This window comes from Streptococcus sp. DTU_2020_1001019_1_SI_AUS_MUR_006 (genome assembly GCF_032340315.1).
GTDB lineage: Bacteria > Bacillota > Bacilli > Lactobacillales > Streptococcaceae > Streptococcus.
The window spans coordinates 58,670-83,850 of the sequence record NZ_CP135436.1; the positions used below are offsets into that span (position 1 = coordinate 58,670).

The following is a 25,181-nucleotide window of genomic DNA, read 5'->3' on the forward strand; positions in this document are numbered from 1 at the left end:
GTTATTACAGCAGTTTCTTTAAACAATGCTACTATTCTGCAATAACTTCCCACGAAATCTATACTTTCTCAAAAGTGTTTCTTGAGTTTGACAGATTCTATTCGTCTTCTTTTTTCTTTCCCATTGCAGCTAAGCCAAGAAGTGCTCCTACAGCTCCCAAGCTTGCAAGGGTAGCCGTTTCTTTAGTTCCTGTCTCTGGAAGACTATGTTGACGATTTGCAGGCGCTTGATAGATATTGCCGTGTGAGCTTGCAGGAGCTACAAGAGTCTGTTCATCTTTGTATTCTGGGAGTTCATGGACAGCTGCCTCTGCTCCATTGACACCACCTGTGAACTCTGGGGCTTCTCCACGAATAGCTGCTTCTGCACCATTTACGCCACTAGTAAACTCTGGTACCTCGTTGATAGCCGCTTCTGCGCCATTGACATTACCAGTAAACTCTGGGGCTTCTCCACGAATAGCTGCTTCTGCACCATTTACGCCACCAGTAAACTCTGGTACCTCGTTGATAGCCGCTTCTGCTCCATTGACATTACCAGTAAACTCTGGATCCTCTCCACGAATAGCTGCTTCTTCACCATTTACTCCACCAGTAAATTCAGGAAGCTCATGACTAGTCGCCTCTGTTCCATTGACACCACCTGTGAACTCTGGGGCTTCATGGATTGCTGGATCTGTTTTACCTGTTTCAACTTTCTTAGTTCCAACTAGCACAATCTCATCTTGTGCTGCTTCAAGAACTTCGCGAAGTTTTACAGTACGGCTTCCATCCAATGCTACTTCGGTGATAACACGTTCTTTACCTTCACGACCTACTTGAGACACGCTAGTTTTACCTTCTGGAAGAGTTGGGTCTTCTTTCTTCACTGTCTTGAAGCCTCTTGGTTCTTCAACTACCTCAAGACTTGGTTGACTAAAGCTCAATTCTTTAACACCTTCAGCTGGCTCAGATGTTCCTTCAAAAGTACCAACTTCGATGACACGATCTTGAGCTTCTTCACGTTCAACCTTAACTGTCTTACGTGTGTCTCCATCTACTTCTACATAAGTCGTTACTTGACCTACTTTGCCCTCTGAAACAACTTGTTCCTTGCCTTTGGCTAGGAAGGCATTCTCGCGACGAACAGTATTAAAGGCGATTGATTCTGTCGTTACTTCAAGGCTTGGTTGCGTTTGAATTAAGACCTTATCTCCTTCAGTCGGAAGATTTGAATGTTTTACTTCCTCTTTCGGAGTCGCTTGAAGCTGATTGATAGAAGTTAGAGCTGCTTGCAAGGCTTTGTCTACTGCATCCTGTGTCTTGGCATCTCTGATGGCAGTAAGGGCTTGCTCTCCAAGTTCAACCAGTTTTTCCTGTGCAGCTACATCATCGACAAGTTCAGCAGCTTTTTTCTCGACTGCTGCAGCCAATTCTGCAATCGCCTTATGGCGGTCAACTTTAGACTCTTCTGGTTTGCTTGGTTCTTCTGGTTTCGGATCCTCTTTCGGAGTCGATTGAAGCAGATTAATACCAGCTAGAGCATTTTCCAAAACCTTATCTACTGCATCCTGAGTTTTGGCTGCTTCGATCGCTGCGATGGCTTGTTCTGATAACTCGACTAGTTTCTTCTTAGCTTCTTTATCATTGCCTAGTTCCTTAGTCTTGTTTTGAATAGCCTCTGCCAAACTTGCCATGGCCTTATCATAGTCAATCTTAGACTCTTCTGGTTTGCTTGGTTCTTCTGGTTTTGGATCCTCTTTTGGAGTCGCTTGAAGTTGATTAATACCAGCTAGAGCATTTTCCAAAGCCTTATCTACTGCATCCTGAGTCTTAGCTTCCTGGATAGCAGTAAGAGCTTGTTCGGCCAACTCAACTAATTTCTTCTTAGCTTCCTTATCATCGCCAAGTTCTTTAGTCTTTCTTTCAATCGCTTCTGCCAGACTTGCCATAGCCTTGTCGTAGTTTGGCTCCTCTGGCTGGTCTGGTGTCGGTGTGTCATCTGAACCGTAGTTGTCTTCCTTATCAAGGATAGCTTGTAAGGTTGTGGCTGTCAGCATCAACTCTTGCGCATTGACAGTGCTTGCTGAAAGTTGTTCTGATAATTTGTCCAAGTTTGACTTGAAGGCTTGACGCGCCTCTGGAGTGTTCTTCAAGCTTGTTTGGTCAAATTTAGCCAATTCATCCTTCCAGTTCTTCATAGCTTGAACTAATTCTTCTTTGGTATAAAGAGCGCTATCTTCACCACGAGTGATGAACTGGTCAACTTGGATACCAATATTTCTAGAGGTATCATTTCGTTTTGGATCCAATTGCAAGGTTACAGCATGCCAACCTTCTTCTAGCCCAGTCAAACGAACGAGAGTCTGATCGCCTTGACGTGTAGATGCTGTACCACTGAAGTACTTCTTGCCATTGACATCAGAGGCATTCCCTTGACCATCTTGATACTCAAGTTCTTTACCATCCAGAGTTACCTTGTAGATACCATGTCCAGGATCAACAAAACCTTTGATTTCAAGACCTGTACCGTAGAAGTAGGCTGTTACGCTAGCATTTTTCTTTTGCTCTTCAGTCAAACGACCAAATGATGCCCAAGACTCAGTGTTTTGGTATTTGCCAGAAGAATTGGTTTCATGGTGCCAACCTGGGCTATAGTCAAGTTGACTGGCCTGATCATCGTGACTTACTTGATCTTTTTGAAGCAATTCAGCTTTCATCACTCGAATCGTTGCTTCTGAAGCAAAGCCAAGCAAAGCTTCATCTGAAGCACTCGTCATTTTCACTTTGAAGTCAAAGATAGAGTCAGCTTGCTCCGTAAAGTCAATTGTCGGAATTGTCAAAGTCTTTTCTGTTTCACCATCTTGGAAGGTCAAATCAGCCGTTGTATCCTTATAAACTTTACCGTGAACCCCTGTTCCTGGCTCAGTCACAACATGAACTGTCGCAGCTCCCTTGCTACCACCAACACGTTTGATGGTTACAGTAACTGGTTGTCCTTTTTGAACTTCATAGGTTGTTTCTTTCAACTCAAACATACCTTTACCAGCATTGTTGAGCGTGTAGATACCTTCAGTTGCAATAGCTTTTCCAGTTTTGTTAACGAGTTTGATGGTATGTTCACCTGGAGCTAAGTCATCTGTTTCATAAACCATCTGGCTACGTTTACGAGCTGCATTATTGGTTTGTACGTCTGCAACCTTTTGACCATCAACGTAAACCGACATTTCTCCGTGGTTTGGATCCACTGTAGATACGACATAAGCCTTAGTTCCGTTGAAACGGTAAGTTACGCTTGCATCTTTTTGGTTAGTCCACATAGATGTTCCGCGGATACCTTCAGATTCGTCATACCAAGTTGTATTTGCTTTATCTGCTGTTGTATTTGAATGGTAATCCAATCCAAGAGGGTAACCATCTGTTTTCTCGATACTACTTGGTGTTTTATAAACAGAGAAGTTTGTCAAAATAGGAGTCGCTTGCGCACCAGTAATAGTCACACGAATCTTTTGTGCTTCTACTGGTTGACCTTGGATAAGGCGACGATAACCAACAGTTGAGCCTTCACCGTATGGTACCCAACGGCCATTGAGTTCAACTTCAACCTTGAATCCAGAGATACGCTGACCTTTAGCGATATCTTCTTTGAGTTCAATCACGTCAAAGCGTCTCTTTTGACCAAGATCAACAGTAAATTCACCTGTCTTAGCATCATTTGCTAGTGCCCAGCTAGTATCATCCTTACCATCTGTTAGGTTGCTTGTTTGATACAAGTGATTCTTACGAGTAGAGCTTGCAGTTACAGTTGCACCCTTAGCAAAGTCAGTCGCATACATTTGATCCAAGGTTGCTCGGAATTCTTTCAAACGAGCGACATCTGCATCTGCGAATTTACCTTCTTTATTAGGTGGAATATTGAGTAGAAGTGGCGTTCCACGACCAACAGACTTGAAGTAGATATCCATCAAATCTTTGATTGATTTTGGTTGTTGATTATCATGGTAGAACCAACCTGAACGGATAGAAACGTCTGCTTCACCTACAGAGTACATATCACCATCTGGATCTCCGTGGTTGAGATAGTCATTTCGAACATCATCAGTGATTTTAGCTTTCTTGACCTTATGCCAAACTGGATCTCCTGCGATACCACGTTCATTACCAATCCAACGTACACTTGTCGGTTGTGCAGAGAAGATAGCGATATCTCCTTCAGCTTCCTTGATGTACTTGAACCACTCATCAAAGGTATAAGTTACTTTTTGAGCTCCGCTACCACGCGCACCATCCATCCATACTTCGATAAATTTACCATTGTTTCCGTATTTAGGATTGCCAAGGATTTCCTTGAGTTGGTTGAGATAGTATTCATTGTACTCTTTCTCAGTTGCAACATGATATTTAGGATGGTTGGCATCCCATGGTGATAGGTAAACACCCATATTCATGTCATACTTAGTCGCTGATTTAGAGATTTCTTCGAGAAGGTCTCCCTTACCATCTTTCCATGGACTAGCAGCAACCGTGTGGTCTGTGTATTTAGATGGATAAATCACAAAACCGTCGTGGTGTTTTACAACCATGATTGTTCGTTTGAATCCGGCATCCTTCAAAGTCTTAATCCACTGGTCTGTATCAAGGTTAGTTGGGTTAAAGTTTTGAGGATTTTCTCTACCGTTCCCCCACTCAGAGTTGGTATAAGTATTCATACCATAGTGGATGAAGGCGGCCAATTCTTCCTTGTGGTAGTCCAATTGAGCCTTACTTGGCAGCGGTCCATAGTTTCCAATTTCTGTTTCTTCATCTTTTGGATCCACTACTGGAGTGACTGGTGTTACTGGTTTTGGATCTTCAATTTTTTCGTATTCAAAAATAACTTGGTTCGCTCCTTTGTGTTGGATGGTAGCTTCTTGACTTGCATTTACTGCACGGTAGCCCGTGATTTCTTTAGCTTGGAATCTGTGAACAAAGGAAACTTCATATTCTTTCCCTTCGTTGTTGTCAACAGTTGCAGGTGCCAATTCTTGATCTGTACCTTTCAAGCGGTAACGAACGTCGAAGGAACCTTTATTGACCTTATAAACAACCTTGATGACGCGTGTTCCTGCAGGAGCCTTGCTCACAACGCTATAATCATCTCCCCAAGCATCTTTTAGTTGCTTGTTGACAGCTTTTCCGTCAATTGAGACAATCTCATATTTGTCTTTATTCTTCTTGTAGAAGTCAGTCTTCTCAATTTCTGTTTTATAGTTATAGTCGAACTGAGCTCCAACTTCTGTCTTTTCAACAAAAGTATCGTTTTCTTTGACTGGATTATCTTTCTGGTCTACGTGTTCGATAACAACTCGTCCATATTCAACACCTTCAAGGAGAGTTGCTACACCGCTTTCATCGAAAGAGTATTTATTTTCGCCAATAACTGCTGTCTTATTTCTGAGCATTTCTCCCTCTGGAGTGAAATAATAACGGCTACCGTTATCGCCTTGATACCAGCCTTTAACACCGTATTTATCAATGATGCCTTTAGCCCATGCTAGTTGTTCTGGAGATAGGACAAGACCTCCACCGAAACGGTCTTTTTCAGGAATGTTCATATTATCAACTGTACCACGTTGGTGAATACCGATAACTTTACCATCACCGTTGATGATACCTCCACCTGAAAGACCTGATACAGAAGTCAAACGGTAAGTTACACCAACAGTTCCCTTATCATCATACTTTTCAGTACCTTTAACAACACCATCAGCCTTATACAATTGACCAGGTACGATTGGTTCTTTCAATTCTGGAGAAGTAGAATCTGTTGGGTAGCCGATCGTGCTAACTGGCTCACCAGGGTTATAGGTACGGTATTCAGCTAAAGGAGTAAAGGTTGCAGCCTTATTTGGGCTTGCAATCTGTACTGGAACTGGAGCCACAACCAAGGCTAGGTCATTTTTGTACCCTTCACCAAACTTCTCTTTATTCCAGAAATGGATGTCCTTTTCTTGGAACAAAACAGTTTTTCCTGAAGTTGGTAAAGAATTATTCTTAGCAGAATTTGAACCTACATTGTAATAGAACTTAGCAGTGTCACCGCCTAAGATATTACCAGCATTGGTTTCGGCATCCTTCTTCAAGAAATTGTGAGCCACTGTCAACATGATGTTTGGAGCCACAAAGATACCAGAACCAGAATTGAGGTAACGCTGAGTTCCACCACCTGCTAGAGGTGAACTGAAAATTGTATAAACCATCGCTGCTGATGTAGCTGGTTGACCGTCATAATTGATATGCTTAAGGTCTTGTCCGCCATTGATAATGGCTCTATTTTCTTTTTCGCTTTCAGATGGAGCCACTTCTGTAGGTTTCAAAATGCTCTTAGTCTCTACTTGTGGACTTTCTTTCTCTGAAACAATGGCTGAAGTGTCCAGTTTTTTCACTGGCGTATCAGGATAAGCTCGATCAGGAATTTCTTCAGGGAGTAAATCACCTGATTCTTCTACTGCATTTTCTGCAAGAGGAGCTGGTTTTTCAGCTACTTCTTTGGCAACTTCTGGAGTTTCCTTGTTTGTATCTGCCACTTCTTTTGCTTGACCATCCACTTCAAGTTTTGGTTCTGTCACAAGTTCACTAGCCGCAACATTCCCAGAAGCAAAAAAAGCAAGACCAACTGCTACAGAAGCAACACCAACAGTCAGTTTACGAATACTAAATATTCGACCTTTTTCTAAAAAATATTGTTTCATCAAATACTCCTAATCTTCTAGAGCAGTCAGCTACTGCCCGAGCCCAGTGTTATCTGGCGACAATTTTTGTTTGATTTCCTAGCTTAAAATTCTGCTCCTAAGCTATTTATTTTTGGGCAAGCCCTTATGAGGAAATCGCTTACATTTCTTGAAAATAAAATAAGGCTCAAACTAGCAAAAATTTTACCTAGAGTTTCTGCAGTATAATAAATATACTATATTATCCTGAAAAATGCAAGGGCTTCCAAAGTTTTAACTGGATTTTTACTAAATACTTTTGCCACTATTTACCACTAAAAAATCCTAAATTGGCAAGGCCAACTTAGGATTGTTTTGTTTTGAAGTGATAGTAAGCTCCAAGCATACCCGCAGTATTTTGATGACGCGCAAACTCTAATCTTGTTTTTTCCGCTAAACTTGGAACAAGCGCATCTTTCAGAGCTGTACGAATTTTCGGTTTCAAAATCGCTTCCTGCCCCATAATACCACCACCTAGTATAACAACCTCTGGATTGGCAACATAACAGATGTTAGCAAGACCTTTTCCAAGATAGTCTACCATACGGTCAATTCCCTCCATACAGAGTTTATTGCCTTCTGTAGCTTCTTTGAAAATTCTACGACCATTCCAATGTTCTACTTCTTCACCATGAGCCTTAGCTACATACTCAACCAAGGCAGTTGTAGAAGCTAAATCTTGGAAAGCCCCATCTTGCATATGCATATAGCCAACTTCACAGGCAGAATTACTAAATCCATGGAAAATCTGGCCGTCAATGATTAAGCAACCGCCGATACCTGTTCCGATGGTCAAACATAGCGTTATTCCTGCACCTTTTCCAGATCCAGAAACAGCTTCTGCTAGCCCTGCACAGTTGACATCATTTTCAATTTCACAAGGAACTTGGAAACTTTCTTCAATTTCTTTCTTAAATTGGGTTCCAGCATAGTTCGGGATCTGTGGACCAGCATAGAAAATCTCACCCTTATCAGGATCAACCATTCCCGCTGAGGAAATAGCCACACCTGCCACCGGTCCTTTTTCTAGATAGCTAGCGACAATATCTTTTGTTTTCTGTAAGATATGTGGACCGCCCTTATGAGCCTCAGTCGCTACTTCATGAGACTCAACAAGTTGTCCATCTTGGTCAATCAAACCATATTTGATATTAGTTCCGCCAATATCAATTGCAACGTAATTAGTCATAAAGCCTCCTATTGATTAGAGGAAACGCTCCTTAGTTTCACGAATCAATTGAGCAGCTGCTTCTACAACTGGACGATCTTCTTCGATCACTGGTGTAAGTGGAGAACGAACTGATCCGATATTAAGTCCTTCATTGATTTTCAAGACTTCCTTGATAACGCCGTACATATTTCCATGTGCAGCAGTCAATTTACCAATGATAGCGTTGATAGCGTATTGCAATTCACGCGCTGTTTCTAGGTCTTTGTCTGCAATCAATTGGTTGAGTTTCAAGAAGAGTTCTGGCATAGCACCATAAGTACCACCGATACCAGCTTTTGCACCCATGAGACGTCCACCTAGGAATTGTTCATCTGGACCGTTAAAGACGATATGATCATCACCACCAAGACTAACAAAAGTTTGGATATCTTGAACTGGCATTGAAGAGTTTTTAACACCGATAACACGTGGGTTCTTCAACATTTCTGTGTAAAGACTTGGAGTCAAAGCAACACCTGCTAATTGAGGAATGTTATAGATAACATAGTCTGTGTTTGGTGCTGCTGCACTGATGTCGTTCCAGTATTTGGCTACTGAGTATTCAGGCAAACGGAAGTAAATTGGTGGGATTGTTGCGATAGCATCTACACCCAAGCTCTCTGCATGACGAGCAAGTTCGATACTGTCTTTAGTATTGTTGCAAGCCACGTGTGCAATAATGGTCAATTTACCTTTAGCAACTGCCATGACTTCTTCCAAAATCAACTTGCGGTCTTCTACGCTTTGGTAGATACATTCACCTGAAGAACCGTTGACATAAAGTCCTTGAACACCTTTATCAATAAAGTATTGCACCAAAGCACGAGTACGTTCTGGGCTTACTTCGCCCGCATCATCATAACATGCGTAGAAGGCAGGAATGACGCCTTCATATTTTTTTAAATCTGACATAGATTTCTCCTAAGATTTCTTATTTTCTGCTCTGAGCAGATGATTTTTACTATTTTAGTATACACCTTGTAAAAAGCGCTTTCAATACATCTCAGCCACTTAGATTTTAATTTCTATTCATCTCTCGTAGCTTTTCATGCTTGAAAGTAGTTTCATATCATTTTCAATCTGCTTGATATTTAGCAAACAATTTTTCCATTAATCCAGCCTGGCAAAAGGCAAGAAGGCCAAAGCCAAAGAGTAGAAATGCTGAACCACCAAGTACGAGCGTAAAGCCTGATAGATAGAGAAGCATCATGATTAATAAAATAATCGCAAGCATCAAGAAGAACCACACGAAGTTAAAGCTAACTAAGAGCAAGCCCTTTTGGAGTACTTCTTTCCAAGTCAAGTCATAGCGTGCTGCAATTGGATAGCTAGCCAACATAACCAGAGTTAAAAATATTAGAATTCCTAAGCAAATGGCTTTAATGAGCTGGAAGCCTAGGCCTGTTTGCCCCCAGAATAGAGACAAGTCAACTACACTAATTAGAAAAATTCCTAGTTCCAACAAACCTAACTGGAGGCCTAATTTCAAATTTTGCTTAAAGGCTCTCATATACGTTTTAAAAACAGGAACACGACGACTACTCTTAACTTCGAAGATTGTCTGATAGAGACTAATTTTTGCTACTCCGATTGTCACAATAGGCAAACAAGACACAACAAAAAGTAGGTTGACCGTCACGATATCTAACACTTTCTCACAAAATCGCATAAGAAAGTTATCCGTATCGAATGCTGCTTTTATCAATCCAGATCCTTTATGTGCCATTGTTTGCTCCTCCTAACTGACTAATCGATTAAAATTTTAAATAAGTATTTGCGAACTTTATCTTCCATACCTGCATAACCATTAGGTTGATGAGGTTCACCTGGGAAGAAGATTGCAAAATTGTGATAACCCAACAAAAGTGGGTAGTGTTCGTGGCAATGAACAAAGCCGATATCACTAGCTTCGTCAAAGGCTACAGCCTCATCTTTGACACGAGAACCGTAACTAGAATACTCATGTCCTTCAACTAACAAATGCAAATCTGCATAGTTTTTATGATGCTCAAAGCGATCATTTTCATCTTGGTTGAGAACATTTTCCTGTACAACTAGAAAGACTTTATCCCCATCAATCTCGTATTTGCCTAATTCAAAGCTATCCTTACGATGCTCATAGAGATAATCAATAGCCTTATCTAGATTAGGATGAATTCCCTTGTAAAAGCTAATGTTTTTTAAATCATCAAAAATCATAGTAATTTCCTTTACCTGATTGTTACCTTCAGACATACGATGTCTAGCCAGTAAGTTTATAAGTGTCTAACAAAACTTCATGAAGTAAGCAACTCCTCTCCATTTTGTAGACACTTATATATCCTGTATTCTCTTAGTCTATCAACTATACTGCTGCATACTGATAAACAGATTCTACTATATTCAATTTTCGCAGAGGACTATCCTTTGACAGCTCCCATAGTAATCCCTTGAGTAAAGGATTTTTGGAAGACCAGGAAGACTGTTACGATTGGCACAGCTGCAAGGGCAGCCCCTGCCATGATCAAACCATAGTTAGTTGCCATCTCGGCCTGCATAGTCGCAACCCCGAGCGAGATGGTCAAGTTTTGACGTGAAGTCAACATTACCAATTGCATGAAGTAGTCATTCCAAGTATTGATGAAGGTAAAGATTGCAAGAGCTGCAAATCCTGGCTTCACGATAGGGAAGGCTACGCTCCAGAATGTACGAATCTCGCCACATCCATCGATTTTAGCAGATTCGAGCAATTCTGTAGGAATGTTTTCACTGAACTGTTTCATGAGGAAGACCCCGAATGGCCATCCAATCAAAGGCAAGATAACTGCCCAAAGAGTGTCATGGATTCCCATGAAGTTGACGATACGTACCAATGGTACAAGGACAACTTGTTTTGGAAGAGCCATGGCAGCGATAAAGATTGCAAAGAGAATGCGTTGTCCATAGAAACGTTTCTTAGCCAATACATAACCTGCTAGTGAAGAGGTTGCACAAACCAAGAACATGGTTACCAAAGAAATGAATACTGAGTTCCACATCCATTGCAAGGCTGGGTTTTGCACCATCAATTGTTGGAAGTTCTCCATTGTTGGAGCTTTAGGGAACCATTGTGGTGGAATCATAATGGTATCTGGTTGTGATTTGAATGCACCTGTCAAGATCCAGTAGAATGGGAAGATAAAGAGTACAGTCAACAAGAGCAAAATGATTGTTGAAATAACAGTAAAGGCTGTTAATGGTTTCTTTTGTTGTGTAGGTTTCATAGCTGTCTCCTTTCCTTAGTATTCTACATCGTTTCCGAGGATCTTGAATTGAGCGAAGCTGACAAGGGCAATCATAACTGCCAAGAATACACCAATAGTATTGGCATAGCCATATTCAGTCAATTGGAAGGCTTTTTCGTAGAGGTAGTACATAAGTGTACTTGTTGAGTAGTTTGGACCACCAGATGTCAACAACTGAATCAAGGCGAAACATTGGAATGAGTTGATGGTTGTAATGATTGCGATATAAAGTGTTGTTGGAAGAAGGCTTGGCCATTTAATCTTCCAGAATACTTGGAACTCAGTCGCACCGTCAACACGAGCTGCTTCTACAAGTGAGTTATCAATATTACCCATTGCAGCGATGTAAAGAATGATTGGTTGACCAACTGATGTTGTCAAAAGGATAATCATAATCGCCATCAAAGCCCAGTTTTTATCTCCCAACCAAGAAATGTTTTGGCTGATGATGTGACTTGACTTAAGCACGAAGTTCAAAATACCTGATAGTGGATCGTAGATCCATTTCCATACTACTGTTACGGCAACACTACCTGTTACTACAGGAAGGAAGAAGACGAAACGGTAGAAAGATCTAGCGATGGCATTTTGTTGGTAAGTTTGTGATGCTACAAAGAGCGAGAAGAGTACAACGACTGGTACAGACCCAATAACCAAGATTACGGTATTAATCAAAGATTTTGTAAAGACAGGGTCTTTAAACATACGGATGTAGTTGTCCAAGCCCACAAACTCAAAGCTAGTCATCGAATAGTTGAAGAAACTAGTGATGAAGCCCATGATCATTGGAGCTAAAACGAAGACGGTAAAGAAGATTAATACTGGTGCTAGGAATGCGTAGGAAATAATAGTTTCCCGCATGCGAATTTTATTGATTTTCACAGTCGGCACCTCACTTTCACATAGTTTTGTTTTTTTGACTGTTATCTGACCCTGATCTAAAATCAAAATGAAATTTTTCTAAGATTCGTCAATGTAAAAACTTCATTTTAATTTTGACCTGTCAGTTGCTTCTATTTCAAACAAAAGTCCCCCTTTTCATACACAGATATGCTCAGGGAAAAGGGGGGAACTCAGTTTTTATTTAGGGCTTATTATTTAGCTGCTTTTTTGATTGTTTCATTCGCTTTTTCAGTGAATGCTTTCAATGCTGCAGCAGGTTGTTCGTCACCATTTGATACAGCTTGCAACATTGGGAACCAAAGTGTTCTCATTTCAGCAAATCCGTCGATTGTGTTGTAGTATGGTGAGTAGTATTGAGTCCAGCTACCGATTGTTTCCATACGTTTGTCATCATAAAGTTTTCCAAATGAAGTACGAACTGGGAATGCGCCTGTACGAACTACGTCTTTAGGACCCCATTCTTTGTCATCTGCAATGAATTGGATGAATTTCTTAGCTGCTGCGACTTTCTTTTCGTCTTTGTTGTTAAATACTGCAAATCCGTTTACAAGGTATTCAAGAGCTGGTTTACCTGAATCAGATGGGAATGGTACTTCTACCACTTCAACTTTACTTGCTTCCAAAAGTTTAGCTTGGATACCATTTTGAGCTGGTGCCCAAAGGATTGTGTAAGAAGTTTGACCGTTCGCAAAGTTTTGGATGTCTGCTCCACCGTCAAATTGTGAACCATTGTTCAACAAACCGTCTTTGATCCAGCTAGATGCTTTTTCAAGACCTTTAACGAATTTAGGATCGTCAGTTGTGTATTTAGTTACATCTTTATCTGTTACAGAACCGCCGTAAAGGTTCGCAATGAAGGCACGTGTTCCTTGGTCTCCCCCTTGACCAGAACTGAACAATGAACCTGGAGTATATCCTTTATCTTTAAGCGCTTTCAAAACTTTTTCAAAATCATCAGTTGTCCAACCTTCTTTTACAAGATTCGCAACTCCAGCTTCTTCCAACATTTTCTTGTTCATAGCCATGTAGAATGGTGCTGAACTGATTGGATACATATAAGCTTTATCGCCTGCTTTACTTGCTTTTACAATGTTTTCATTGTTAACATCTTTAACAAAGTCATCTGTGAAGAGGTCGTTCAACTCAGCCAATTTACCGTTTTTACCGTATTGGATGATACGTCCTGGTGCGTCAAAAAGTACGTCTGGAGCTGTTCCTGCTTCGATTGCTGTTGTGATTTTTTCTGGACCAGATTTGAAGTCGATTGTTTCTAGTTTAACTTTAACATCTGGATTTGCTTTTTCGAAAGCTTCGATGATAGATTTTTCATAAGTTCCTACACCATCGCCAGTTTTTTCTTGAGTAAAGACTGGGAATGCCCACCAAGTGATTTCAGTTTTTCCACTGTCACTACCAGAGCTAGCAGCATCTTTGTTAGCATCTGATTTACCACAAGCAGCAAGAGATAGAACCGCAGCACCCGCAAGTACTGTACAAGCTAGTTTTTTAAATTTCATTTGTATTCTCCTAAATGATGATAAGCGTATCCGAATCGGATAATGAGTAATGTCAACTTTGTATACGTTTTCATTTTTTCCTACTAATCAACCACTCTCCTCGTTTTTTATATTATGTTATTTAAGACCCGCAACAAATCGTTCCGTAATCTCTTTTGGTCTAGTAATAGCGCCACCAACTACGATACCTCGCACTCCGTAACCTAGGATTTGCTTAGCTTGTTCTGGTGTGTGAATTTTTCCTTCAGCGATGACGTCCACCCCTGCATCACAGAGTTTCTTGATGAGTTCAAAGTCTGGGCCATCCACTTTTGGACTGTAAGAAGTGTAACCTGATAAGGTTGTTCCGACAAAGTCAATTCCCGCTTCAACTGCTGTTAGACCTTCCTCAAAGGTACTTGTATCAGCCATCAAGAGTTGATTTGGATATTTTTCTTTGATCTGACGGATAAATTCTTGGATTTCTAAGCCATCATGACGTTCACGCTTAGTACAGTCAAGAGCAATGACTTCGATGTCAAGAGCTGCTAGTTCATCCACCTCTCTCATAGTCGCTGTGATGAATGGTTCCTGTGGTGGATAATCACGTTTAATAATTCCGATAATCGGAAGTTTAGTGACCTCTTTAATTTCCTTAATATCTCGAACACTGTTTGCTCGGATACCGACTGCACCACCTTGTTCAGCTGCTTTCACCAACAAGGGGATAACTCCTCCCGCTTCTGTGTAGAGCGGTTCATGAGGAAGTGCCTGACAAGAAACGATGATTCCATCTTTGATTTGTTCAATCAAGGCTTCTTTACTAATTTGTGGCATCTACTTTCCTCCTTTTCTTTTCCTTTGTGTTTATGTGACTATTATAGCTTATTATTAAAGCGCTTTCAATAACTTGTGCTAGAATAGATTGGAGTTTCAAAACAATTTTATGCAACAGTTTCTTCTGAAAGTAGTTTCAGGGGCCTAACATCTATCCCAACACCTCTTAAATCTTAAAACCAGCCCTTTTTTAAAGAAAAAGGCCGTAACAAATTTCCGTTACGCCCCTTTCTAACTAATACTCTTCGAAAATCTCTTCAAACCACGTCAGCGTCCCCTTGCCGTACTCAAGTACAGCCTGCGGCTAGCTTCCTAGTTTGCTCTTTGATTTTCATTGAGTATAAGATTTAGTTTCACTAAGGAAACCTTCAATTTTAACGATTTGACTAAGCTTCTTTTCTCTTCCCAAAAGCAAACATACCAAGGAGCAACCCCACAAGTCCTACTGATGCAAGGGCGGTGGCATCTTCATTTCCTGTCTTAGGAAGAACATCTTGACGAACTGCAGGTGCTTGATAGGTCTTATCTTGTGCCGTAGCCTGAGATACAATAGACTGCTGACCTGTGAATTCTGGTAATTCATGTACAGCTGCTTCTGCACCATTGACACCGCTATTGAATTCTGGGTTTTCTAGCTTAGCTGATTCTACTGCATTCACACTACCACTAAATTCTGGTTGTTCATGAACCGCTGCTTCTACACCATTGACTCCACCTGCAAATTCTGGAGATTCTGCTTTTGCTGCTTCTACTGCATTCACACCACCTGTGAATTCTGGGACTTCATACACAGCTGCTTCTACACCATTGACACCGCCTGTGAATTCTGGAAGTTCTGCTATCGGTGCTGCTTCTTCGCCTACTGTACCAATAGGTTCAGTATACTCTGGGAGCTCCGTTACAGCAGCCTCTTCGCCATTCACCCCACCTTCGAATTCTGGTACTTCATGTACAGCTGCTTCGCTTCCATTAACTCCGCCTGTGAATTCTGGAAGTTCTGCTATCGGTGCTGCTTCTTCGCCTACTGTACCAATAGGTTCAGTATACTCTGGGAGCTCCGTTACAGCAGCCTCTTCGCCATTCACCCCACCTTCGAATTCTGGTACTTCATGAACAGCTGCTTCACTACCATTGACTCCACCAGTAAATTCTGGAAGTTCAGCAATCGCAGCTTCTACACCATTAACACCACCTGTGAATTCTGGTACTTCGTTAACAGCTGCTTCACTACCGTTGGCAGCTCCAGGAATACCTGCTCCTTCAAGACTCACCGGAAGGTTGTGCATACTCTCGATCGCTCCAGAAGCAAGGCCAGTTATCTCCTGACCTAGATCTGACTTATCTATTGTGAATAGAAGAGTCTTAGTATCGTACTGGGTCATAAAGTTTATTTTTTTACCATTTGCCAACTGAAGTGTTGGGATTTTGTTAACCAAAACTTCTGAATCAAACTCTACTGCAAGAATTCCTGGCCATTTTTCAATAACATTTTTAACTTTGGTTTCTTTAGGAGAAATTCTTTCCTTCGTCAAGAAATCCCAGTTGAATTTCTTGAAGGATAGAGTATAAGGATTGCCACCAGCTTCATGATGTTCATACAAGAGACCAAATTCTTTTGGTCCGATCTGTTGAAGTGAGTTATAGGCATACTCCCCTTCTTGAATCAAATGATGATGCAGCCAAGTCAACTCGCCATCTTCTTCTACACGAGCCACTCGAATGTAACCATTCTTACGACCTGGGCCATTGGCATTTGCTAGAAGGATGTACTCTTTACCATCTTGAACCGTATGAGTCGCCGCCATTTGAACATAAACATCAGGTACATCATAGCGTGCTACATAGTTGTCCCATGTAATACCACCATCATTACTTGTCGCAACCTGCAAATCACCTGTCAAACCACGCATAAAGAGTTTCAACTGACCATTATTCAATTGAACAACAGAAGCTTCCGTATTTTGAGCGTAGTAATTGTTCATGTTGCTTGAATCAACTACTGTACCATCATAAAGTGTACGGTTATCATTGACACCGCCACCCATATGCCAAGTCTTACCATGGTCATCTGAGTAGATGATACGAGATGATTGAGAACCGTTGAGGTGGTTAGTACGGTTTGTCGTATAAACAGGAACGACGATACGACCTTTATGAGGTCCATTCTGGAGGGTAATGCCCACTCCAGGTCCCACACCTAAGAATTTCATCCAATCAGCTTTGACCATTGGGGTAATATCTTGTGGTGCAGACCAAGTCTTACCGTCATCATCACTGTAAGACATCCATAGGTAGCTGTCTTTAGCAATTCTAAATGGAGAAGTTTTATTGCTTGTAAAATAGATATTTCCTAGCAGTTGCTCACCCTGATAAAGATCACCTTTATCACTATAAGCCGGCTTGACTGGATTTACAACAACACGGTAATCCGTTGCCTGACCATCTGGTGTGTAGACAACACCATTTTCACGAATGGTATAGGCTCCATTTTCTCCTTCACGATAGAGAATTTGGTAGGTTTTCCCATTAATTTCTTTATAAGCTTCCTCTTTTTCAGCTGACATCCCAAAGATACCTTTTCCTTCTGGGAACATATCATAGACAGAAAAGATGCGCTTGGTTTCAGTATCTTGGGCTAAAACCATATCGATATTTACTGGTGAACCAACAGATGGATCAGTAGCTTTTGGATTGTCGCGTAGATTCGTAAGTGTGATACGATCGCCCCATGTTTGACCCTGATCTTCACTTCGTTTGACGACCATACCGATATCGCCCCAGTCATAGTGGTGCAAACGACGTTCGTCAGCTCCAGCAATCAAAGTTCCCTTGTCAGTCTTAAGGAGGGCTGGAATACGATAGCTATTAATGCCATCTGGATTTGACTGCCCATTTTTACCAGCTTCAAAGACATCCTTTTTATCTGTTATCTCAGCTCCTTCTGGAAGCTTTTTCTCTAATTCGGATCTTTCAAATAGGTAGCTACGATTTTGAACTTCTTCTGGACTCAAGGCACGATCATAAACAGTTAGATTACGAACTTGTAAACCTGCCCCCCAAACCATACTTCCTGCACGATTTGTGGTACCAATTTGCATATGATTCACATCAGGCATATCTTTGATAAAGCGTCCTGATTTCTTACTTGTTCGTGACAAAACTCCGTTTACATAGAGACGAACTTGCCCATCTGGAGAATCTGCACTTGGTCTTTCAACTGTAAAGGTTACTGAGTTCCACTGACCTGGTTTGACAGTTAATGGTGCGTCTGTGTATCTATCATAAAATTGGTCGCCGTTTTGATCGCGGCCCTCAATCAAGGCAACGTTGTTGTAAACAGCCATGGTGAAATATTCATTTCGAACCTTATCACTTGAGACTGAGAAAAGGTTGTAAAATGCTGGCGCAGAAGCATCTGGTTTGAACTCCATATGAATGGTCGCGTTTTGAAGTTGTTTCAGTTTGCCTAATTGCTCTGTCAGATCAATTCTATTGCTATTTGCAGCATTAGTCTCTACATCTTCCTTTTCAAGAACAGTATTGACATTTTCCAACTCTCTAGCATAGTAATCACGTGGAAGCGCAGCTGGATCTTTTTCGGTTTCTCTAGTTGCTTCTGCCGTTGTAGTTGTCTCTGTTCCAGTATGTGCTTCTGTAGATGCATGTGTAACTGTATCTACCCCATTAGATTCCGTAACATTCTTTTCAACGATCTCTGCTTTTTCAGGCTGTTCCTTTTCGACACTAAGCTCGGCGGTCTCTTTACTAGTGACCGTTGACTCTTGTGCTAATACTGGCGATGCACCAAAAACAACTGCTCCAATAACGACTGAAGCGGCTCCTACTGTAAATTTGCGAATTCCGTATCGTTGTTTTCTATCCAACTGATTATGCTTCATCTTTCTTCCTTTCATTTTTAAAAATAAAGCGCTTTCTTTTTCGCTTAAAATTTTTAGTCATCTGACTAAATGACAAAAATTACTTTTTCACGAATGGTTACACTCGCTCTTTCAAATTTTCTCTCACTTAACGACCCATCGTTAACTAGAGTCTCCTACTCCTTTCAAATTTTATCTTATTCTCATTATATAATAAATCCTCCCCTTTTAAGAGAGATTGAGATAGAACAGATTATACTTTCAGTTTTTAAAACATAAACTCAGACATTTGAAACTACTTTCGGGTGCTTTGGATTTTTCTAACATAAAATTGCTTCATTCGGTTGAATCGTTTTTTTAATGAACTTTATCTCAAACTTATACTCAATGAAAATCAAAGAGCAAACTAGGAAGCTAGCCGCAGGTTGCTCAAAACACAGTTTTGAGGTTGTGGATAGAACTGACGAAGTCAGTAACACATATACGGTAAGGCGAAGCTGACGTGGTTTGAAGAGATTTTCGAAGAGTATTAACTATTTGACTCCTGATTTATCTAGATCAAAAAGGCCGTAACTAGTTCTAGTCACGACCCTTTCTAATATAAGATCAAATTTCTCTATGAATTTCGTTGATTTTAACTATTTCATTGATCTTCTTTTTTCTTGCCCATAGCAAACATACCTAGGAGCATTCCTACAAGTCCTAGAGAGGCAAGAGGAGCAAGATCTTCACTTCCTGTTTCAGGAAGAAGTTGCTGACGAGCAGCAGGGGCTTGATAAGTTTTATCTTGTGCCATAGCTTGAACCACAATTGACTGTTCTCCCTTATACTCTGAGACCTCATGGATAGCAGCTTCTAGCCCATTAACACCACCTGTGTACTCTGGAACTTCTAACTTAGCAGATTCCACTCCATTGACACCACCTGTGTACTCTGGAACTTCTAACTTAGCAGATTCTACTCCATTTACACCACTTGTATACTCTGGTGCTTCTAACTTAGCAGATTCTACTGCATTGACGCCACCTGTGTATTCTGGAACTTCTAACTTAGCAGCCTCTACTCCATTGACGCCACCTGTGTACTCTGGAACTTCTAACTTAGCAGCCTCTACTCCATTGACGCCACCTGTGTACTCTGGAACTTCTAACTTAGCAGATTCTACTCCATTTACACCACTTGTATATTCTGGCACCTCTAACTTAGCGGATTCCACTGCATTGACACCACCTGTGTATTCTGGAGAATCTAACTTAGCGGATTCCACTGCATTGACACCACCTGTGTATTCTGGAGCTTCTAACTTAGCGGATTCTACTGCATTCACACCGCCTGTATATTCTGGCACCTCTAGCTTAGCGGATTCTACTGCATTCACACCGCCTGCGTACTCTGTACTTTCTGCCTTAGCTCCTTCTTCGCCATTGACACCACCTTCAAAGGTTGAAGTGTCTGACTTAGCGGACTCTACTCCATTCACACCGCCTTCGAACTCTGGACTCTCTGACTTAGCTCCTTCTTCGCCATTGACACCACCTTCAAAGGTTGAAGTGTCTGACTTAGCGGACTCTACTCCATTCACACCGCCTTCGAACTCTGAACTCTCTGCCTTAGCTCCTTCTTCGCCATTGACACCACCTTCAAAGGTTGAAGTGTCTGACTTAACGGATTCTACTGCATTCACACCGCCTTCGAACTCTGGACTCTCTGCCTTAGCTCCTTCCTCACCATTGACACCGCCTTCGAAGTCTGAAGCGTCTGACTTGGCTGCTTCTACTGCATTGACTCCGCCTTCGAACTCTGAAGTGTCTGACTTGGCTGCTTCTACTGCATTCACACCGCCTTCGAACTCTGGACTTTCTGCCTTAGCTCCTTCCTCACCATTGACACCGCCTTCGAAGTCTGAAGTGTCTGACTTAGCTGCTTCTACTGTATTCACACCGCCTTCGAAGTCTGAAATTTCATGAACCGCAGCTTCCCCTTTTGAAGTTTGCACTGGAATATATTCTGGAACTTCATGGACCGCGGCTTCTTCGCCGTTCACACCACCTTCAAAAGCTGGCACATCATGAACGGCTGCTTCGGCACCATTGACTCCACCTTCAAATTCCGGAACTTCGTGAATAGTTCCTGGTGGATTTTCTTCAACCTCTATTTCTGGAATTTCATGAACGGCTGCTTCCTCGCTGTTCACACCACCCTCGAAGTCTGAGACTTCATTGACTGCTGCTTCAGCACCATTCACACCGCCTTCGAACTCTGAACTCTCTGCCTTAGCTGCTTCTTCGCCGTTCACACCACCTTCAAAGGCTGGCACGTCATGAACGGCTGCTTCCTCACCGTTGACGCCACCATCAAAGACTGGATCCTCATGAACTGTACCTTCACCATTGACTGCACCTGTAAATTCTGGGACTTCATGAATTTCTGCTTTTGCTCCATTTTTACCACCAGGGACTCCTGCACCTTCAAGACTTACAGGCAAATTATGCATGCTCTCAATTGCACCATCAATGATTTCTGTAATTTCTTGACCAATATCTTCCTTGTTTACTGCAAATAACAATGTTTTGGTATCGTATTGCGTCAAGAAAGCAGCAAAGTTACCATTTGCCAATTTAAGAACTGGTGGTTGATTTACCAATACTTCAGAATCAAATTCTAGAGCAATGACATTTTTGCTCATCTCCACAGCATTTTTCACAGTTGCTTTTGTTGGAGCAATTCTATCCTTGCTTAAGAAATCCCAGTTGAATTTCTTATAAGACAAGGTGTATTCATTTTGAGTGGCAGTTGCATGCTCATAAAGCAAGCCAAATTCACCATTTCCAAGATCTTGCAATGAGTTATAGGCAAATTTGCCACTTTGAATTGGATTGTGCTTGAGCCAAGTTAAATCTCCATTAGCTTCCACACGCGCTAAGTGTACCAAACCATTGTAACGTCCTGGTCCACCTGCATTGCTGAGGATGATATATTCCTTACCATCGTGCACCGTATGAATGGCAGATATTTGAACGTAGACGTCTTTGACATCTGAATAGCGTTTTACATCTTTTTCCCAAGTCGCTCCGCCATCTTTACTTGTCGCTACTTGAAGATCACCTGTCAATCCACGCATGAAGAGTTTGAGATCTCCATTATTCAACTGCACAACAGTTGACTCAGTATTTTGAGCACCTGGATTATTCATCGTTGAAGAGTGAATTGTTTGGTTGCCTACTGGGCGGTTATCATTGACAGCTTCACCAGCGTGCCAAGTTTCACCATGGTCATCTGAGTAAATGACGCGTGAAGACTGAGAACCACTTAGGTAGGATACGTTATTTGTTGTGTAGGCAGGGATAACCAGACGCCCTTTGTGAGGTCCTGAGTGCAAGGCAATACCTGTACCAGGTCCAGTACCTAAGAAGTGCATCCAGTCCTTACGAATGCCGTATGTAATATCTTTTGGTGCAGACCAAGTTTTTCCATCGTCATCACTATAAGACATCCAGAGATAGTTGGTGTTTGAAACTCTAAAGATATTCTTGTCGCTATAATCGAAGTAGACATTACCAATCAGTTCTTCACCCTTGTAAAGATCACCCTTATCACTATAAGCTGGTTTCTTAGGATCAACTACAACACGGTATTCTGTCTTTCTATTTTCAGGGTCAAAGACTTCACCATTTTCACGGATTGTATAACGTCCTGCTTCACCTTTTTTGTATAGAACCTGATAAACCTTATCTCCAATTTGCTCATAGGCTTGTGGTGCTTTTCCTGGTAAATCTCTAACAGCTTCACCTTCTACGAACATATCAAAAATAGAGAAGATTCTCTTAGTTTTCGGATCTTGGACTAGGGCCATGTCAATGTTGACTGGTGATCCCGCATGAGCTCTTCTGGCATTCTCATTATCACGAGGATTTGAGATGACAATTCTATCTCCCCATGTTTTACCCTTATCATCACTACGACGAACAACCATACCGATATCGCCCCAGTCAGAGTGATGCAAGCGTCTCTCATCTGCACCAGCAATCAAGGTTCCTTTATCCGTTTTCAGCAAGGCTGGAATACGATAGCTTGCGATACCATCTTTATTCGGCTTGCGGTTCTCACCACCTTCAAAAACATCCAGTTTATCAGTAACTTCTGCTCCTTCAGGAAGTTTCTTCTCCAACTCTCCTCTTTCAAAAAGTTGGCTACGTTTTTTAACTTCTTCTGGAGTAAGAGTACGATCATAAACCGTTAGATTACGGACTTTAAGATTAGCACCCCAGAAGTTTTTGCCTGTACGTTTTGTTGTACCGATTTGTACATGATTAACATCTGGCATGTCTTGGATGAAACGACCAGACTGAGGACTTGTTCGCGACAAGACACCATTTACATAGACGCGAACTTGACCTTTTGGTTGGTCTGCATTTGGTCTTTCAACTGTAAAGGTTACTGAGTTCCACTCACCTGGCTTAATCTTCAAAGGAGCAGTTTTATAATCACCATAGAATTGGTTTCCATTGGCATCACGACCTTCAACGATAGCTGTGTTATCGAGGATAGCCATGGTAAAATACTCATTTACTTTGGTATCACTAGAGACTGAGAAGAGGTTGTAAAAACGTGGAGCAGATGCATCTGGTTTGAACTCCATATGGATGGTCGCATTTTGAAGTTTTTTAAGCTTGTCTAGCTCCTCCTTCATGTCAACTCTTTGACCATTTGAAGGATTGGTTTCCACATCCTCTTTTTCAATAACAGTATTGGCATTTTCCAACTCTCTGGCATAAAAGTCACGGGGAATATTTCCAACTTCCTCGTCTTCACTCTCTGTAGCTGGAGTTTCGTTTGATGCTTCTGTTTCTGTTGGTTTTTCAGACCCTGGGTTTGCTTGCAACTCTTCACGACTCACTTCTGTTCCACTATTATTTACTGTGGTTACTTGGCCTGCAAGCTCCTTATCGAGATTCGTCAGACTTCCTGTCTCTACTTCCTTAGGCAATTCTGGCAAAGATTGCCCCGCTGTTTCACCATTCGCTGATGGTACCTCTTGAGCCAAAGCAGGGGCAGCACCAAAAACAACCGCTCCAATCACTACTGAAGCTGCTCCAACTGCAAATTTCCGAATTCCATATCTCTGTTTTCTATCAAAATCTCTCTGATTCATGTTTTCCCTTCCGTTATTTTAAAAAATAAAGCGCTTTCTTTTTTGCTTAAAATTTTTAGCCACTCAGACTAGCTGCAAATAAGAAACTGTATTATTGAATGGAATTGCCATTCTTTGTAAATGAAATGCTGTTGCACTTTTATAAACTCTATGTTAAAAGATTCGCAACTAGCTATACTCCTTTCACTTTTTATCTTAACCATATTATATAATAAATATTCTAAATTTTAGACTTTATAATCTATAATAGATTCTACTTTCAAAGATATTTAGATGTTTCAAACCACCTGAAACTACTTTCTCATTATCTGGGGCACGTAAAGAAAAGCCTGTAGTTCATTTGAAACTACAGAGCTTTTTTTTCAATTTTTAGTGACCAAGATAGGTAAAGGGGATCTCACTATCACACAACCAATTGTAAACTTGATCATTGACATGAACATTCATGGCTTCATGAGCATATTCAGGCATGATACGATAACTCTTTTCACAAGACAAACGGTTGTAAATAGCAAACTGAGTGATTGGATAGCAGACATCGTCATCAAGTCCAGTAATCATCCGAACTTCCCCCTTAATACGATGGGCAAGATTTTTTACATCGATATAGCTAAGTGTTTTCATAATCTGCTCTTCTGTCTCATGGAATGGATCATGGAACTTAAAGTAACGAAAAAGCTCATCATAGGCTTCGCTGGTATTTCCAATCTCTAGCACTCGTCTAAAGTCTGATAAGAATGGATAAATAGCAACTGTACGCTTGATACGTGGATTTAACCCCGCAGCCACTAGAGCCAGCGCTCCTCCTTGAGAAGCTCCATAGCTTGCTAATTGGCCTTCATCCACTTGTGGGAAGCTAGCGACAATCTCAACTAATTGATAAATATCAAGATAAACATCCTTATAGAAGAGTTGCTCTTTTCCTTCTACTGCACCACGAATAATTTGGCCCTTAACTGTATTTCCGAGTGGCGAACGTAACCCATCTTGTGAGTAACCAGACTGACCACGGACATCCATAGATACGACACCATAACCAGCGACTGTAAAGGCTAACATATCTGTCCAATCCCAACAACGTCCCATATAGCCATGGAAGTGAAAAATAACTGGTACTTTATGTTCAGATTTTGGTAAGACCACACGCGCATAAACAAGACCTTCCCGAGTGCCCTTAAAAGTTAGCTCATAACACTTCACATTTGGAATATGAAAATCACGTTCTTCTAGTTGGTAATCTGGCAAGACCGAAACCTTCTCTATTTCCCCATCCCAAAAATCGTCAAAGTCTTGCGGAACTTCATCTCGCCCTCTGTAAGTTTTCATTTCTTCTATTAGTGCTGAATTTCTCATAAAACCCTCCTTAATTTTGTAAACGTTACCATAACTCTAGCACATAAAGGAAGGCAATGCAAGACTGATATTTTAAATAGAAAGTGATTTTAATTTTGAAGATTCATAAAAGCTTATCTGAAAGTAGTTTTATCCATTCCATTCTGTATAAATTCAATACACTTTCAAAGAATAACAGCTTCTTTTCTCTCTCCTCCAAGAGTCATTGAAGACTAGGCTTATACTCAAATCCAAACTAGGTCAGCTTTATCTGCAACCTCAAAGCCGTGCTTTGAGCAACCTGCGGCTAGCTTCCTAGTTTGCTCTTTGATTTTAATTGAGTATAATATTCTTTTACAAAAATAAAAAAGTTTCATAATCTT

12 protein-coding genes are annotated in these 25,181 nt (G+C 41.2%); all 12 read right to left on the reverse strand.

Annotated features, from left to right (window positions below; all coding sequences use genetic code 11):
* Positions 1-97: 97 nt before the first annotated feature.
* Positions 98-6,709 carry an SIALI-17 repeat-containing surface protein gene (locus tag RRU92_RS00300; protein WP_315639849.1) on the reverse strand — a complete coding sequence of 2,204 codons (6,612 nt, stop codon included), beginning with the start codon at positions 6,707-6,709 and terminating at the stop codon, positions 98-100.
* 322 nt (positions 6,710-7,031) lie between these two features.
* The gene (locus RRU92_RS00305) at positions 7,032-7,916 is read right to left on the reverse strand and encodes an ROK family protein (protein ID WP_315639850.1); all 885 of its coding nucleotides are present in this window, start codon (positions 7,914-7,916) and stop codon (positions 7,032-7,034) included.
* A gap of 15 nt (positions 7,917-7,931) precedes the next feature.
* Positions 7,932-8,849 (reverse strand): dihydrodipicolinate synthase family protein, encoded by a 918-nt coding sequence (locus RRU92_RS00310; protein WP_315639851.1) that lies wholly within the window; start codon positions 8,847-8,849, stop codon positions 7,932-7,934.
* 163 nt (positions 8,850-9,012) lie between these two features.
* On the reverse strand, positions 9,013-9,663 hold the full coding sequence (locus RRU92_RS00315; protein WP_281335232.1) for a YesL family protein: 651 nt from the start codon (positions 9,661-9,663) through the stop codon (positions 9,013-9,015).
* 20 nt (positions 9,664-9,683) lie between these two features.
* On the reverse strand, positions 9,684-10,136 hold the full coding sequence (locus RRU92_RS00320; protein WP_049548140.1) for a YhcH/YjgK/YiaL family protein: 453 nt from the start codon (positions 10,134-10,136) through the stop codon (positions 9,684-9,686).
* A 200-nt stretch (positions 10,137-10,336) separates the two neighbouring features.
* Positions 10,337-11,179, reverse strand: a complete 843-nt coding sequence (locus tag RRU92_RS00325) for a carbohydrate ABC transporter permease (RefSeq protein ID WP_311523629.1) — start codon at positions 11,177-11,179, stop codon at positions 10,337-10,339.
* A 15-nt stretch (positions 11,180-11,194) separates the two neighbouring features.
* Positions 11,195-12,061 (reverse strand): carbohydrate ABC transporter permease, encoded by an 867-nt coding sequence (locus tag RRU92_RS00330; protein ID WP_075227343.1) that lies wholly within the window; start codon positions 12,059-12,061, stop codon positions 11,195-11,197.
* A 233-nt stretch (positions 12,062-12,294) separates the two neighbouring features.
* Complete coding sequence (locus tag RRU92_RS00335) at positions 12,295-13,620, reverse strand: ABC transporter substrate-binding protein (protein ID WP_315639854.1); 1,326 nt, start codon at positions 13,618-13,620, stop codon at positions 12,295-12,297.
* Between the two features lie 117 nt (positions 13,621-13,737).
* Positions 13,738-14,436: an N-acetylmannosamine-6-phosphate 2-epimerase gene (locus tag RRU92_RS00340; protein ID WP_001135656.1), complete on the reverse strand. Its 699-nt coding sequence runs from the start codon at positions 14,434-14,436 to the stop codon at positions 13,738-13,740.
* 386 nt (positions 14,437-14,822) lie between these two features.
* Positions 14,823-18,335, reverse strand: a complete 3,513-nt coding sequence (locus RRU92_RS00345) for an SIALI-17 repeat-containing surface protein (protein ID WP_315639856.1) — start codon at positions 18,333-18,335, stop codon at positions 14,823-14,825.
* 622 nt (positions 18,336-18,957) lie between these two features.
* Positions 18,958-23,466 carry an SIALI-17 repeat-containing surface protein gene (locus RRU92_RS00350; RefSeq protein WP_410530738.1) on the reverse strand — a complete coding sequence of 1,503 codons (4,509 nt, stop codon included), beginning with the start codon at positions 23,464-23,466 and terminating at the stop codon, positions 18,958-18,960.
* 369 nt (positions 23,467-23,835) lie between these two features.
* Positions 23,836-24,819: an acetylxylan esterase gene (locus RRU92_RS00355; protein WP_049509043.1), complete on the reverse strand. Its 984-nt coding sequence runs from the start codon at positions 24,817-24,819 to the stop codon at positions 23,836-23,838.
* Between the last annotated feature and the right edge of the window lie 362 nt (positions 24,820-25,181).